The sequence below is a fragment of the Ruegeria sp. ABV3_008 genome, assembly GCF_056161185.1.
Map to the genome: position 1 here is coordinate 1 of NZ_JBSWYP010000007.1, position 13580 is coordinate 13580.

Below are 13580 nucleotides of genomic sequence, written 5' to 3' on the forward strand. Positions count from 1 at the left end.
CTGACTCTGACGCGGGATGGAGCAGCCCGGTAGCTCGTCAGGCTCATAACCTGAAGGTCGTAGGTTCAAATCCTACTCCCGCAACCAGTGTCAGAAAACCCAAAACAACCCGTTCAGACTACAATCGATCCACCGTATCAATCGCTTAACGTCTTCAACTTGTCAGGCTCAAATGAGCCTTTGGTACGGCAACACCTAGGATAAATTGGTATTTTGACCTCATACCTCATACCTCATACCTCATACCTCATACCGCGATCGCCGCGTGATCTAAAGTCTTTGGATTGAGCTACATGCAACAGCTAAGCTCAAATGCCTAGATTATATTGTGATTTCATCATGATCCTTAACTGTGCTGCGCAGGTTGAACGGGTCGATGCACGTAGCCAAACAGTGCTATCTCGCGCCATTTCAATAGCTTCGCGCGGACTTGTAAAAAATTCTAGTCGTTGAAGAAATGGCCTTGTACTTCCGTTGCTTGCACGGATATACCCGTCCGTGGAGACGTGGCCGAGTGGTCGAAGGCGCTCCCCTGCTAAGGGAGTAGGCGGGAAACCGTCTCGAGGGTTCGAATCCCTTCGTCTCCGCCATTTTTCTCATGAAACCAATTTGATTTTGGGTGGGATTGCCGTCAGCCCCTTTTCTGCCCGCTTTGTGGATTTTGCATTTCTCGGCTTTGGTAGAACTCGTCGCCCGACGCCATCCGAGTCGAAATTTCGCACCTCAGACCTTCGCATCGAGGGAGCCTTGCGCGCGCTTGGCTGTATCAGAATTGAGTTATCCAAGGTGTCGGTTCAAGAACGGGCCGAAATCGTGTTGAAGGAGTGTGGCGCACTGTAACTCGGAGGTCCGCTTCGTCCGCTCGCGAATAGCTTGTTTTGCGCTTGGGTTGCCGCTAAAAATCGAGATTGCAGATCAGGTGCGCAGGATGAAGGGCCGTTCATTTTTCAGGTTCAACGAGAGCATCTCGCTCGTTGGAGGTGCAAATGGTACCACATCTTGGGAGCATTTAGCACTTTTTCGCGAGAAACGGCGTATCAACCGAGAACTTATGCCTGCTAAACCTAGAATACCGCTTCGCCGATCCTGCGAAAACTCCCGGCAGCGGTTCAGTCACAGGCTGCCGTCACAATCACTTCAACCTTCAATACACTACGGGCAAGTTTGGACTCTCCGCAGGCGCGAGCTGGGGCGTGGCTTTCGGGTAACCAGGCGTCCCAAACGGCATTCATCTCAGCAAAATCTACCATGTCTGCAAGCCAAATTTCGCATTTCAGAATACGGGTCTTGTCGCTGCCGGCTTTTGTCAAAAGGTCTTCAACCTTAGCCAAGATGTCGCGTGTTTGTTCACCTACAGTACATGCGTCCGATGTCTGGCCGCAAAGATAGGCAACGCCGTTGTGTTTGACGATCCGGCTCATGCGTTGGCTGGTTTCGATCCTGGTAATGGTCATGTTTCGAGTGGTTCCTGTTAGTGAATTTCATGGTGGTTTGGGCGGAGCTAGGAAAGGTCGCTTACCAACTCGTTTTGGTACCCAAAGAGCGCAGGCAACCCACCTGTGTGCACCATGACGACTTTCTGTCCGGGTTGGATTTTCCCTTCGCTTACCAAATGCAACAACCCTGCGAAGGTTTTCGCGGTATAGACGGGATCAAGGAATATTCCTTCGGTACGAGCCATCTTGTCCAATGCAGCCCGCGTGCCTCCACTGAGTTTGCCGTAGCCGGGAGGCAGCGCTTCGTCCATGACGTCAAGCCTGTCATGCAACGGCGCTACGTCGATATCCAACAAATCCGCCAGTTTCTGCAGAACGGTTTTCATTCGGGCCATTTGCTTATCGCGATCGCGCCGTACGCAAACGCCAAACACAGAAGCGGTGTTTTCTTCCAAGGCTACTCCAGTCAACAAGCCGCCATGTGTGGCTCCACTACCTGAGGGCACGACAACCGCATCGATATCAGGCATCTGCTGACACAATTCTTGTCCAGCGACGACGTAGCCCAAAGCACCCAAAGGCGGATGGTTTAAACCCAAATGAATGACATAAGGTTTGCGTCCTTGCGCCTTCAACTCGTCGGCGCGAGCGTGCAACGCAGCGTCCGCACCGACTTCGTCCTCGCCCTCGGGGTAGGTCATGTGTTCGGCACCCAGAATTTGTGCCAAAAACACATTCCCAGAGCTGTAATACGCCTCGCCCATATCCGACACACGCTCTTCCAGTTGCAGGACGGATTGCATGCCCAGTTTTGCTGCGGCGGCTGCCGCAGACCGAACAAAGTTTGACTGAACTGCGCCGGTGATAAGAATGGTATCCGCACCTTTCTGAAGGGCATCACCGAAATAGAACTCAAGCTGCCGCGTTTTGTTTCCGCCAAACCCAAACCCGGTTAGGTCATCGCGTTTCAGCCAGAGGTCGATGCCCAATTCCGACGACAACCTGTCCAGCCGCTCCAATGGGGTTGGGCCTGACATGAATTGGGCACGAGGAAACCTGTCCAGTTTGTTGTCTTGTGTCATCGTCTGCCCTTCGAGTTTACGCGATCGTGAATGCGCGATGAAAGAGAACGCCACAGGCTATCAGAGATACCACGCGGATAGCGGTTGTGACCAAGGTCTGCGGTAAATGTGGCCCCATTGCACGACCAAAAAAACTTCCGATCAATGTGAGCGCCACGAAGCCCCATAGCTGAGGTCCATAAGCGAATGCTTGAGTCTCGGACAGGCTATGCAACAGGAATGCGATGCCATACGCCACCAGCGCAATGGGTTGTACCAACTTGGCAACCTCTTTGGCTGGGCGGCCTTTCGCAATCAATCCGAAAACCATTAGCGGGCCGGGTGTCGCTGCCCAAACAGTTGCCAGCCCGGACAAGCCGGAAACGGTCGAAAACCCCGCCGTTCCAATTGAGCGACGCAAGGGCAGCAAGGTTGTCACAAGCCCGATCAGCAACAGGCTGGCCGTTAGGGCGAGGACAAACGCCTCGCTCAGCCAGGGGTATACGACAAGGCCCGCGACCACTCCGACGAGGCATCCGATGATTGCCGTGCGAATGGTCTGTCGGTCGGCCTTCAATACATTTCGGTCTGTCGCTACCGCTGAAACGACGGTATTCAAAAGCAGTAGCATTGGAACTGCCGTTGACGTACCAAGCAGGATCATCATCGGCGGTCCGGCAAGAATGCTAAACCCGATGCCGACGCCGACTTGCAGCATTGCACCAAGGCCGATGGCAACCATCAGGATGGCTAGGTCAACGGACACTTAAATCCTCCAAGTCCCGCGCTGTACTGCTGTTCCTTTAGGTCCAAGGCATCATGCCAACATAGGATTTGCGCGTCGCAACGGTATGCGCCATCTGCGCCAGAGTCGTCAAATCGAAGACGGGAAGCTGCAACTTGTCCTGAAGGCGCGCCGCATAAGGCGGTAAATCGGTACATTCCAATACCAGCGACCGTATGTCCGGGGCTTGGTGTTTGAGTCGCCGCGCCGCCTCAAGGACTTCAGCCTCAATTAGATCGGTGTCCATACGGGTGCGCGTGTTTCGCAGGATCACCTCGGCGAATTCGCTGGTGTCCTCTAGGCCTTGTACCGCGACGGGAATGCCCGCCGCGCCGACACCTTCGAAATGCTTTGGCGTCAGGGCAGATGCATCTGCGGTCAAGACGCCCACCGGGGCATTCGCCCCGGTCATGTGAAAGGCCAGAGGTACCTGTATCAAGCTGGATGCAAAGACGGGAACGGAAACAGCCGCGGCCAGTTCCTTTTGAAACAAAGCCAGAAATCCACAGCTTCCCGTGATTGCCCGAACGCCCTCGGCCTCAAGCCTTTGCGCGCCCTTGATAAAGGGTGCCAGTAGATCGGGATTCGGGTTGTTGAGTAGGGTCGGGACACTGATGCCGTCAATCATTTCGTAAAGTACAGGAAACGTAAGGCTGGACGGATTCTTGATGTGCCCGGGCGGTTTGGGGAAATAGCTTTCAAGGCACAAAACCCCGATCGAAGCCCCACATATGTTTTGGCCACCTTCGTAAATTGGCATGGTGCTCAGGTCCTTTCGAATAGGAGATTTAGAAACGGGCCAGCGAGAACGGGTCCAAGTTGATATTCGGGCTGCGTCCGGACACCAGATCCGCCACAAGTTCTCCGGTCTTTGGCGCCATCATCAGCCCGTAATGAGAATGGCCGAAGGCGGCAAAAAGCCCGCCATTTCCGTTCAGCGGCCCAATCGCTGGCAGGCTATCGGGAAAAGAGGGGCGCCGGCCCATCCAGAACTGTGCCTCACCAGTGTTGAGGTCCGGCACCAAAGATTTTGCTTGATCGGTGAGTATTTTTTTCTTGCGCGGATCTGCTGGGGCATCGACACTGCCAAACTCCGCCGTACCGGCAACCCTGAGGCCGCCCTGCATCGAACTTGCGACAACCTTTGCGTCCACATCCATGACCGAGTTGTTCAGCACAGCCGAGGGGGCCGGGAATTCGATGTGGTAACCCCGCTCGGCCACCAACGGCACAGGTATGCCAAGGGGTTTGAGCAGGTCGGCAGACCACACTCCGGCCGCGAGGACAACATTGCGCGCGTGCAGCGTGTCATGTGACGTGGCAAGCTGCCAAATACCGTCTTCGGTGTAGCTCAGCTTAGTGACTTCGGTCCGCACAAACTCAGCCCCTTGCGCAAGTGCTTTTTCGGCCAATACAGCGCCCAAACGCCCGGGAGACGTTGCGCGAGCCTGACCTTTGATCACAATCGCAGCCTTGAGGTCTTTTGACAGCGCTGGTTCCAGGCGCTGCAATTCAGCGCCGTCGACACGCTCCAATTCACCGCCTTTTTCCTGGCGGATCAGATAACCAAGGTCGTTCAGCTTGGCTTGTTCAGGGTTGCGGAACGCGTGAATATAGTAGCTGTCCACGATCAGCGCTTCGTGGCCCGTGCCCTGCAGGTGCCGACGGTACAGATCAATGGACGGACGACACAAAATCTCCATCGCATTCGAGATTTCGCGAACCGTCTTTTCGCCGGACTTACCCAGAAAGCGCAGCCCCCACGGGATCATCTTCGGCCAGAAGGACGCCCTGACCGAAAGCGCGCTTTTCGGGTCCAACAGCATTTGGGGCAGCTTTTTCCAAATCCCCGGAACGGCCTGCGGAATAATGGACCAAGGCGACACAACCCCCGCATTGCCGAACGAGGTTTCCTGTCCAGGGTCGCTCCGATCGATTAGTCGGACCGATATGCCCCGTTCTTGCAGCGACAACGCGCAACAGATGCCGACGATCCCCGCGCCGATGATGGTCACTTGTTCTGTCATCGCATCAGGCCGGGGAATGGCTGCGATTGCGCGCGATCAGTTGGCTGACAATGACTGGCGAGGCGACGGCAAGTGCGATCAGGTCAGCCGTAAGGCTCGGCGCAACAAAGATCACCCCCGCGATGGCCATCAGTATACGCGACGCGATGTTCAGCGGTTTCAGCCAGTATCCGACCACAGCTGCGGACAGGGCGATGACCCCGGCGATACAACTGGTGGCGGTGTAGGTGAATTCCCACAGATTGAACCCTGTTGAGGACACAAACAATAGGACCGGCGCATAAACGAAGGCCATTGGTGCGATCACCTTGCCCAACCCAAGGGTAAAGGCAGAGAGACCAGTTCGGAAGGGGTTTGAGTTCGCAATGGCCGCCGCGGCATAGGCCGAAGTGCAGACGGGTGGCGTGATCTCGGACACAACACCGTAGTAGAGTACGAACAGGTGGCTTGCGATCGGCGGGACACCCAGCTGCGCCAGCGCGGGCTGTGCGACTGAGACCAGCATGATGTAGAGCGCGGTGGTGGGGATGCCCGCGCCCATCAGGATGCAAACAATGGCAATGAAGACCAGCGAGATGAACAGTTGCAGGTCTTCCATCGCAAACAGCTGCCAGCTGCCAAACGAGATCATGTTGTACAGGTCAGCGGCCAGATTGCCTGCGCCTTGAGTGACCATGAACCCGATACGGAAGCCAATGCCGGTTGTGTTGATAACACCGACGACAATGCCGACGGCGGCAGCAGCGGCGCCCACGGCCAGCGAGTATTTCACTCCCAACTCAACAGCTTGCAGCATCTCGGGTACTTCGATGCGTTTCTGCGGGTTCAACGTGGCGATCACCGACAAGGCACACAGGATCGCCGTCATCGTCAGATCGAAACCGCCATCTGAAAATTTCCACAGCACGAAGGCCATGAACGCCGCGGCATAGATCAGCGTGGGTGGTTGTTTGATGCGCGACATGCCTGCGATCACTGCCAGAGAAATTCCGCAGAAGGCGGACATGAACGGCGTATATCCTGTGAACAGCACGACCAGCAGGCCGATCAGAGGCACGATGTTAGCCCAACCTTCGGCCCAGACGGCCTTGAGTTGCGGCAGTTGCTCTTTCGCCAAGCCTTGCAGGTTCAGCTTGCGTGCCATCAGGTGCACCACAGCGAACACTCCGACATAGTGAAGGATCGCAGGGAAGATCGCGGCGATGACAATGGTGGTGTAGGGCACCTCAAGGAACTCGGCCATGATGAAGGCCGCTGCCCCCATGATCGGCGGCGTGATTTGCCCTCCGGCTGACGATGCGGCTTCGACGCCGCCTGCAAAATGGCCGGGATACCCAAGGCGTTTCATGTTGGGAATGGTCAGCGCGCCGGTCGAAACGGTGTTTGCCACCGAAGAGCCCGAGATCGTACCGAAGAACGCCGAGGATACCACCGACACTTTTGCCGGCCCTCCGGTATAGCGGCCCGCCAAAATGGTTGCGTTGTCGATGAAGAGTTGCCCCAATCCGGTGCGCTGCGCGATCACGCCGAACAGGACGAAATGGAACACAATGGTCGATACGACCCAGAGTGTGACGCCATATATGCCTTCCTGCGGGAAATACATCGACGATACGAAGGTTTTGAAGTTCACACCCGGATGCTGCAGCAAGCCGGGAAAATATGGGCCCAACAGGGCGTATGAGATAAACACACAGATGATCAGTGGCAGCACCCAACCCAGCGTGCGGCGTGCGATGTCCAGAACCAGCAAGATGATGACTACGCCCAAAACCACGTCATAGGTGTTCGGGTTGCCCATTCGGAACGTCTGTTCCTCGATCCCCAGAAACGGAATGCCGCGCCATGCGACCCCAACATACAGCGCTGCGATGATCCCCAGCGCCATAAAGACCAAGTCGTACAGAGGGATGTTGCCGATACGGAACCGGCTGAACTTGAGCGCATAGAGGTTTTTGGAGCCGATTATCGGAATTGTCGCGTAGACCAGAATGAACAGCAGCGCCAGATAGATACCCATGTGCCAATGGTCGGCTGGCAGGCCGAAACCGGCTGTGAAGAATTCGTAGAACGCAAGGATCAGAGCAACGACGCGTAGCACCTTGCCTGCGGTGGGCGTGACTTGCCGGACGGCGGCGCCTTCGTCGAACTGTTCTTCGATGGCGGCCAGTTCCTCGGCCGTCAGTTCGTGGTCATCAAGTTTCTGGGTCTCGGACATGATGGCCCCCCGATTTCGCATAGTTCCAGAGTGCGGTGCCCCGCGCAGGGGCACCGACGACAATTGTCAGAAAGCTACGATTACTGAAGCAGACCGGCTTCTTTATAGAATTTCTCGGCCCCAGGATGCAGAGGCACACCCAGCGCCTCGACACCATCCAGCGCCGTATCGGGCGTGATCTGCTTGCCTTTGGCGTGACCATTGTCCAGCAGCTTGCGGGTATTGTCGTTCCACAGCGCCTTGGTCAGGCCGTAGACCAGTTCGTCGGACAATTCTGAAGACACTACCAGCATCGCGCTGACCGCCGGGGTTTTGGTTTCACCGTCGATACCTTCGTAAACGCCACCCGGGATGGCCGAGGGGATGTATGCCGGGATGATCTCATTGATCTTCGCCATGTCTTCGTCGCTGAAGGAATGCAGATTCATGCCCTTGGTTGACGACAGCTGAACCATCGCAGCTACGGGCCAGCCTGCAGCGTAGAAATAGGCGTCAAGCTGACCGTCAGCCAGACGCTCGGCGCTTTGGCTGTTATTCAGCTCGGCCTCATCCATATTGTCACGGTTGACGCCCCAAGCATCCAACATCTGCAGCACGGCAACCTGTGTACCGGAACCGGCTTGCGCGATGCCGACGCGCTTGCCTTCCAGATCGCTCAGATCGTTGATTGTCTCACCGGCAGGCAGAACCAAGTGCAGGTCTTCGGGGAACAGGTTGGCCACGATGCGAAGATTGGGGTGAGGTTTGCCCTCGAACTTACCCTCACCCAGATACATCGAGCGGGTGACGTCGGCTGCGGCCAGACCGGCCTCAAGCTCTCCGTTCTGAACGGCGGCGTTGTTGAACACCGACGCGGTGGTGGATTGAGCGATAGCAATCAGCCCCGGTACGCCGCATTGGCCGCCTTCTTCGCAGGGGCGCGAACCCGGAGGGGCGGAGATACCGTTTGCGATGGTGCCGCCGATGGGGAAGTAAGTACCGCCTGCGCCGCCTGTGCCGATGCGGAAAAAAGTTGGGTCCTGTGCCAGTGCCGGGGCGGCAAGTGCGCCTGCCAGGGCCAGTCCCGTCAAACATTTCACAAATTTCATCATCATCTCCCTTGTTGGATCGTCGGATTCGGTTCGGCCGAATTTCGATCCTGCAAGCGTAGTAGCAATTTTCATAAATACAAATTTGTTATATTTCATAAAACTAAGGTTTAGCTTATATATTGGACATGAACCTTATGCAGTTGACCGTTTTTCGCGAGGTGATGGAGACCGGCTCTATCTCTCAAACCGCCAAGAAACTGAACCGCACCCAGCCTGCGATCAGTCTGGCCCTGAAGAACCTTGAAAAGGCCCTTGGCCTGACACTGTTTGAGCGAAAGGGACGGAGATTGGTCCCGGTTCCCGAAGCGCATTACCTTTTGGCCGAAACAACAGGTATTCTGGACCGCCTTGCGACGATTTCCAGTACAATGGAAGGGTTGATTAAAGGGCATTCCGGCAGTCTGAATATCGCCACAATGCCGGGCCCATCCGCTTTCTTGTTCCCGCGTTTCATCAGCCAATCAGTCGGTGAAAACCCCGAGATACGTATCACTTTGTCGACACGCAGTTCGCCTCAGATTATTGAGCTTGCAGGCACGCAGAATATTGATTTCGGCTTTGCGGACTTCGATCATTCAACCGGGAAAGAGCCTCAGTATTCAACAGAACTGATCCGGGCAGATTGTTTTTGTGCCGTTGATCGTGACAGCCCGCTTGCTTCACGCGGAACCATATCCATTTCTGATCTCGACGGAGCACCTATGGGAGGATTGCATGCCACGCACCCGTTCCAGCGTAAAATTCGACAAGAGTTTCAAGATGTTTCAGCTGACTACAACCCAACAGTGACCTGTCAGTACTTTCTACCCTTGATACCATTTGTGAGCTCAGGTCAGTGCTATTCGATTGTGGACCCGTTGACCGTAGCGACTGAACGAGAACTAAACCTGTCCAATGGAAAAGTCGCGTTCGTGTCCTTCAAAAAACCGCTCAGATATGAATATGCGCTCCTTGAGCCAGACCACCGACCACCGTCTCAACTGGCTTTAAAAATCAAAGCGGGCTGGAAAGCCGAAGTTTTAAGGATGTTGGCAGAGGTGAATGCAAACCCTCATGCAATTGGGATAGATGAAACAGAAAGCGAGCAAACTGAATAGCATTGTTTTACAGACAGAAAACCGGTAGGAGAAAATGCCTATTTGGCTCGGCGTGCGACAAGTAGGCGAATTTCAGCTATAGGACCGGAACCTCCAGTTTCTTGGATCGGACCGAAGGATGGCTTTGTCCGCGAAGCGGTTGTTAGAGAAAGTTGCTACGAACTACCGCAATGCGGACAAAGCAGACTTTCAATCGAATAAATTGAAAGTCCACTTCTTGGTTGTAGCGCACGCATTAACTGAGGTGATGCACTTCTTGCAGGCCAAAGACCGGCGTCGGGATACCCTCCATTCGGGCCTTTATCTGCAGCGACAGGAATTGTGAATAATGCCGAGACTGATGCAAGTTTCCACCATGCATCCAAAGGTTTGGAACCTGTGTCGGCTTCCACATATTGCGTTGCTCGCCTTCCCAAGGCCCCGGGTCCTTGGTTGTGTCAGAACCCAGACCCCAGCATTTCCCAAGCCGATCTGCCATATCCTGACCCATCAGGTCCGCGACCCAGCCGTTCATCGAATGATACCCGGTCGCATAGACCACCAGATCGGCATTCAGATGCGTGCCGTCATCAAGGATAACTCCGGTTTCATCAAGCGCGGTGACCTGACCCCGTTTCAGCTTGATCTCGCCATCAATGATCAACTGGCTGGCCCCGATATCGATGTAGTAGCCCGATCCGCGGCGCAGGTACTTCATGAACAGCCCGCTGTCGTCATCGCCCCAGTCCAGCCAGAACCCGGCCTTTTCCAACCCGTCATAGAACTCTTTGTCCTGTTCTTTCATCGCGGCATAGGCTGGAATCTGGAATTCATGAAGAATGCGATAGGGCAGCGAAGCAAAGATCAGATCGGCCTTTTCGGTCGTCATGCCAGACTGCACCGCACGTTCAGAATAGAGATCGCCCAGTCCGATTTCCATGAGGGTGTCAGAGCGGACAATATGGGTTGAGGACCGCTGCACCATTGTCACATCGGCATCGTTTTCCCAAAGCGCCGCGCAGATGTCGTGGGCCGAGTTGTTGGACCCCACCACAACGACCTTTTTACCAGCCCATTTGTCGGGACCTTCATGTTCCGACGAATGCACCTGTTCACCTTTGAAAACATCCATACCCGGAAAATCAGGCATGCGTTTCTTGCCGGACATCCCCGTCGCCATGATCAGTTGCTTGGGCCGCAGTACAACCTCTTCGCCGTCCCGGTCCACCGTGATGGTCCATTCGCCCCTGTCTTCGTCAAACGTGGCGGATTTGGCCGTCGTGTGCGTCCAATAGTTCAGCTCCATCACCTTGGTGTACATCTCAAGCCAGTCACCGATCTTGTCCTTGGGCGAGAACACGGGCCAGTTTTCCGGGAACTTGATGTAGGGCAGATGGTCATACCAGACCGGATCATGCAGGCAGAGGGATTTGTAGCGATTGCGCCAACTGTCGCCGGGCCGGTCATTCCGTTCGACGATGATCGTCGGTACACCCAGCTGACGCAGCCGCGCGCCCATAGCGATCCCGCCCTGACCACCGCCGATGATGACGCAGTAGGGCTGTGTTTCGTAACCCAGTTCAGCCTCTTCCTGCGCCCGCTCTTCTGCCCATGTGGTCCTGTGTTTACCCGCACCGTGCTTGGCCCCAAGTGGGCGGTTGAACCCTTTGGGCTCTTCATGACCTTTCAGCTCGGCCATTGTGGTCAGCAAGGTCCATATCTTGCCATCCTTGAGGCGGATCAACCCGTAGCCGCGTGCCACTTCGGTTTCGAACTCGATCCATGCGGTGGTTATTCCGTCGTCTTCAGTGGGAACCTCACCTTCGGCTATTTTCCAACCGCTCGGCTTGGTTGTGGCCAGCTGATGCGACAGCATATCTGCCACCTGCGCTTTACCTTCGACCGTTTTGATATTCCAGGTAAAGCTGACCAGATCGCGCCAATAACAATCGTCCTGGAACATTTCGCACGCGACATCGATATCGCCTTGGGACAACGCCGCACCGAAGTCATCCAGAAACCCCTGAACTTGATCCGAGAGTGTTGTGTCGAGCATGTCATCCTCCCTATCTCCACGGAGCAGAAGGCTGGCAAATCCGCGACCCTTCGGGCAAGCGGGTTTGGCGCCTCAACACTTAGTTCAGTCCAAAAATGCAAGGGCTTGTTGCGCGTGCAACAAGGGCGCAACACGGGTACATACGCGTCTAAGCGGGCGGTCTAAGCCCGGCTTTTCGCATACGGCGCAGGATCGTCGACCGGTTCACACCAAGGCGCCTTGCCAGTTGGGACATGTTCCAATCGCAAGCACGCAAAAGTGCTTCCAGATCATCTGAGTCCTGCTTTTGCGTAGGGGCGAGCGCCGGGGCGGGCAAATCCGTTAAGTCGATGATGTTGTCCTGACACAGGGCGACCGAACTTTGCAGCAGATGTTCCAGTTCACGAATATTGCCGCGCCACAATCGTGATTTCAGATCGGCGCGGGCAGCGGTCGACAGGCGAATATCATGGCTGGCAAACCGTCGGAGCAGACGATCAATCAGCCAATCCAGGTCCGCACGATGGCGCAAAGGCGGCAGAGACAATGTGGCCCCCGCAATCCGGTACAGCAGATCTTCGCGCAGACCGCCCTGTAATCCCGCCGGGGGCTGCCGGCATGAGGCGATGATCCTCAGATCAGCCCGCCGCTCAAGCACTGCCAAAAGAGAGGCCTGCGCAGGCTCGCTCAGGTCTTCAACGCCGCGCAGAAACAGTGTGCTGGGTTCGATAGCATGGCAGAAATTGAATGTTGGCGTGTCGCAACAGATCACGGTGTGGAAATCCTGTGTCGCAGGATCAGCCATATGGATCGCGCGCGCCAGCTTGGTCTTGCCCGTCCCGCTTTCACCGGTCAGCAAAAGCGGCAGATTGGTCGGCGCAAGACGCGCAGCTTTGTTCAAAAGTTGCTGAAGGCCCGCATCCGGCCCTGCAAAACTACCAAGGGCACCAGGCAGAACCTTTTCCCGTTTGCGCAGAGCTGCCGTCATCTGCGGCGTCTGTGGAGCAACGGCATGACCATAGAGCGCGCGCCCATCCTTGAGGTGTAGAACGCGGTCTTCGGACGGTCTGCCGCGCATGAACTCGGGCATGTCATCAACACTGATTTCAAGCCAGTCCTGCAATTGCGACCCGATCAGGTGACCCGAACCGTCCGGGTCCAGCGCACGTCGGGCCCCCGAGGTCATACCGATGATCTTGCCGCCTCCGTCCACAGCGACCGCCGCTTCGGGATCGACCTCAAGAAATTCAGGGCTGGCTGAAAAGCGCAGGACCCAATCACGCCGCGTCGATGCCATCAGGTTTGCCATCTCGACGCGACGGGCGGAGTTCGTCACCAATGTCATGGCCAGATTTTGCGACGCCTTTGGTGAGGGTCCACGCAGCAATGACACATCCAGAACAGCCGCAAGAGCTCCTTTGGTGTCAAAAATAGGCGCTGCCGTGCAAGACAGCGGCGTATGCGTGATAGAAAAATGATCACTCTGATGGATCGTCACCGGCTGACCCGTAACGATACACGACCCCACTCCGTTCGTTCCTGCCAACTCTTCCGTCCACTTGAAGCCCAGATGAAGACCCGCAGTTCTGAGTTCGTCCTCAAAGTTCCGGTCGCCAAAGAAATCGACGCAGACGCCATCTGCATCCGCAAGCAGCAGGACGTAGTTCTGCCCTGCCACCTGCGCAAACAGCGATTGAAGTCCCGAGCGCGCGGTCGCGATCAGACGTTCGGATTGTTCCAGATGTTCACGGAATTTGGTGTCAGGCAGAATGTGCGCAGGTTCCTGTCGTGAGGGATCCATACCGTAGGTTTCAACACATCGTTGCCAGCTATCCGCGACAAGTCGGTCTCT

At 55.8% G+C, this 13580-nt stretch carries 10 protein-coding genes and 2 tRNA genes; 3 read left to right on the forward strand and 9 right to left on the reverse strand.

The genetic code is table 11. From position 1 onward, the window contains the following. Window positions 1-10: 10 nt before the first annotated feature. Together ACXAH8_RS13075 and ACXAH8_RS13080 are read left to right on the forward strand one after the other, a co-directional pair. A tRNA-Met gene (locus ACXAH8_RS13075) sits at window positions 11-87 on the forward strand. A 413-nt stretch (window positions 88-500) separates the two neighbouring features. Beyond that, window positions 501-590 (forward strand) — tRNA-Ser (locus ACXAH8_RS13080). Between the two features lie 519 nt (window positions 591-1109). Here the strand turns inward: ACXAH8_RS13080 and ACXAH8_RS13085 are convergent. The 7 genes from ACXAH8_RS13085 to ACXAH8_RS13115 form a co-directional block, all read right to left on the reverse strand. Then, window positions 1110-1454: a RidA family protein gene (locus tag ACXAH8_RS13085; protein ID WP_475219051.1), complete on the reverse strand. Its 345-nt coding sequence runs from the start codon at window positions 1452-1454 to the stop codon at window positions 1110-1112. A 47-nt stretch (window positions 1455-1501) separates the two neighbouring features. Beyond that, on the reverse strand, window positions 1502-2518 hold the full coding sequence (locus tag ACXAH8_RS13090; RefSeq protein ID WP_475219053.1) for a D-cysteine desulfhydrase family protein: 1017 nt from the start codon (window positions 2516-2518) through the stop codon (window positions 1502-1504). A gap of 16 nt (window positions 2519-2534) precedes the next feature. Then, window positions 2535-3263, reverse strand: a complete 729-nt coding sequence (locus tag ACXAH8_RS13095; protein ID WP_475219055.1) for a TSUP family transporter — start codon at window positions 3261-3263, stop codon at window positions 2535-2537. Window positions 3264-3300: 37 nt separating this feature from the next. Continuing rightward, a complete protein-coding gene (locus tag ACXAH8_RS13100; RefSeq protein WP_475219058.1) occupies window positions 3301-4041 on the reverse strand; it encodes an aspartate/glutamate racemase family protein in 741 nt (246 codons plus the stop codon). Between the two features lie 28 nt (window positions 4042-4069). Further along, window positions 4070-5308 carry an NAD(P)/FAD-dependent oxidoreductase gene (locus ACXAH8_RS13105; RefSeq protein ID WP_475219060.1) on the reverse strand — a complete coding sequence of 413 codons (1239 nt, stop codon included), beginning with the start codon at window positions 5306-5308 and terminating at the stop codon, window positions 4070-4072. Between the two features lie 4 nt (window positions 5309-5312). Then, a complete protein-coding gene (locus ACXAH8_RS13110; protein WP_475219062.1) occupies window positions 5313-7526 on the reverse strand; it encodes a TRAP transporter permease in 2214 nt (737 codons plus the stop codon). 80 nt (window positions 7527-7606) lie between these two features. Beyond that, window positions 7607-8614 (reverse strand): TAXI family TRAP transporter solute-binding subunit, encoded by a 1008-nt coding sequence (locus tag ACXAH8_RS13115; RefSeq protein ID WP_170377124.1) that lies wholly within the window; start codon window positions 8612-8614, stop codon window positions 7607-7609. Between the two features lie 137 nt (window positions 8615-8751). On the opposite strand from ACXAH8_RS13115, the gene ACXAH8_RS13120 reads away from it, so the two are divergent. Beyond that, a complete protein-coding gene (locus tag ACXAH8_RS13120; protein ID WP_475219066.1) occupies window positions 8752-9714 on the forward strand; it encodes a LysR family transcriptional regulator in 963 nt (320 codons plus the stop codon). Between the two features lie 235 nt (window positions 9715-9949). Here the strand turns inward: ACXAH8_RS13120 and ACXAH8_RS13125 are convergent, their stop codons facing one another. Together ACXAH8_RS13125 and ACXAH8_RS13130 are read right to left on the reverse strand one after the other, a co-directional pair. After that, window positions 9950-11749, reverse strand: a complete 1800-nt coding sequence (locus ACXAH8_RS13125) for an NAD(P)-binding domain-containing protein (protein WP_475219068.1) — start codon at window positions 11747-11749, stop codon at window positions 9950-9952. 148 nt (window positions 11750-11897) lie between these two features. Further along, entirely contained in the window at window positions 11898-13529 is a 1632-nt protein-coding gene (locus ACXAH8_RS13130; protein WP_475219072.1) for a sigma-54-dependent Fis family transcriptional regulator, read from the reverse strand. Window positions 13530-13580 lie beyond the last annotated feature (51 nt).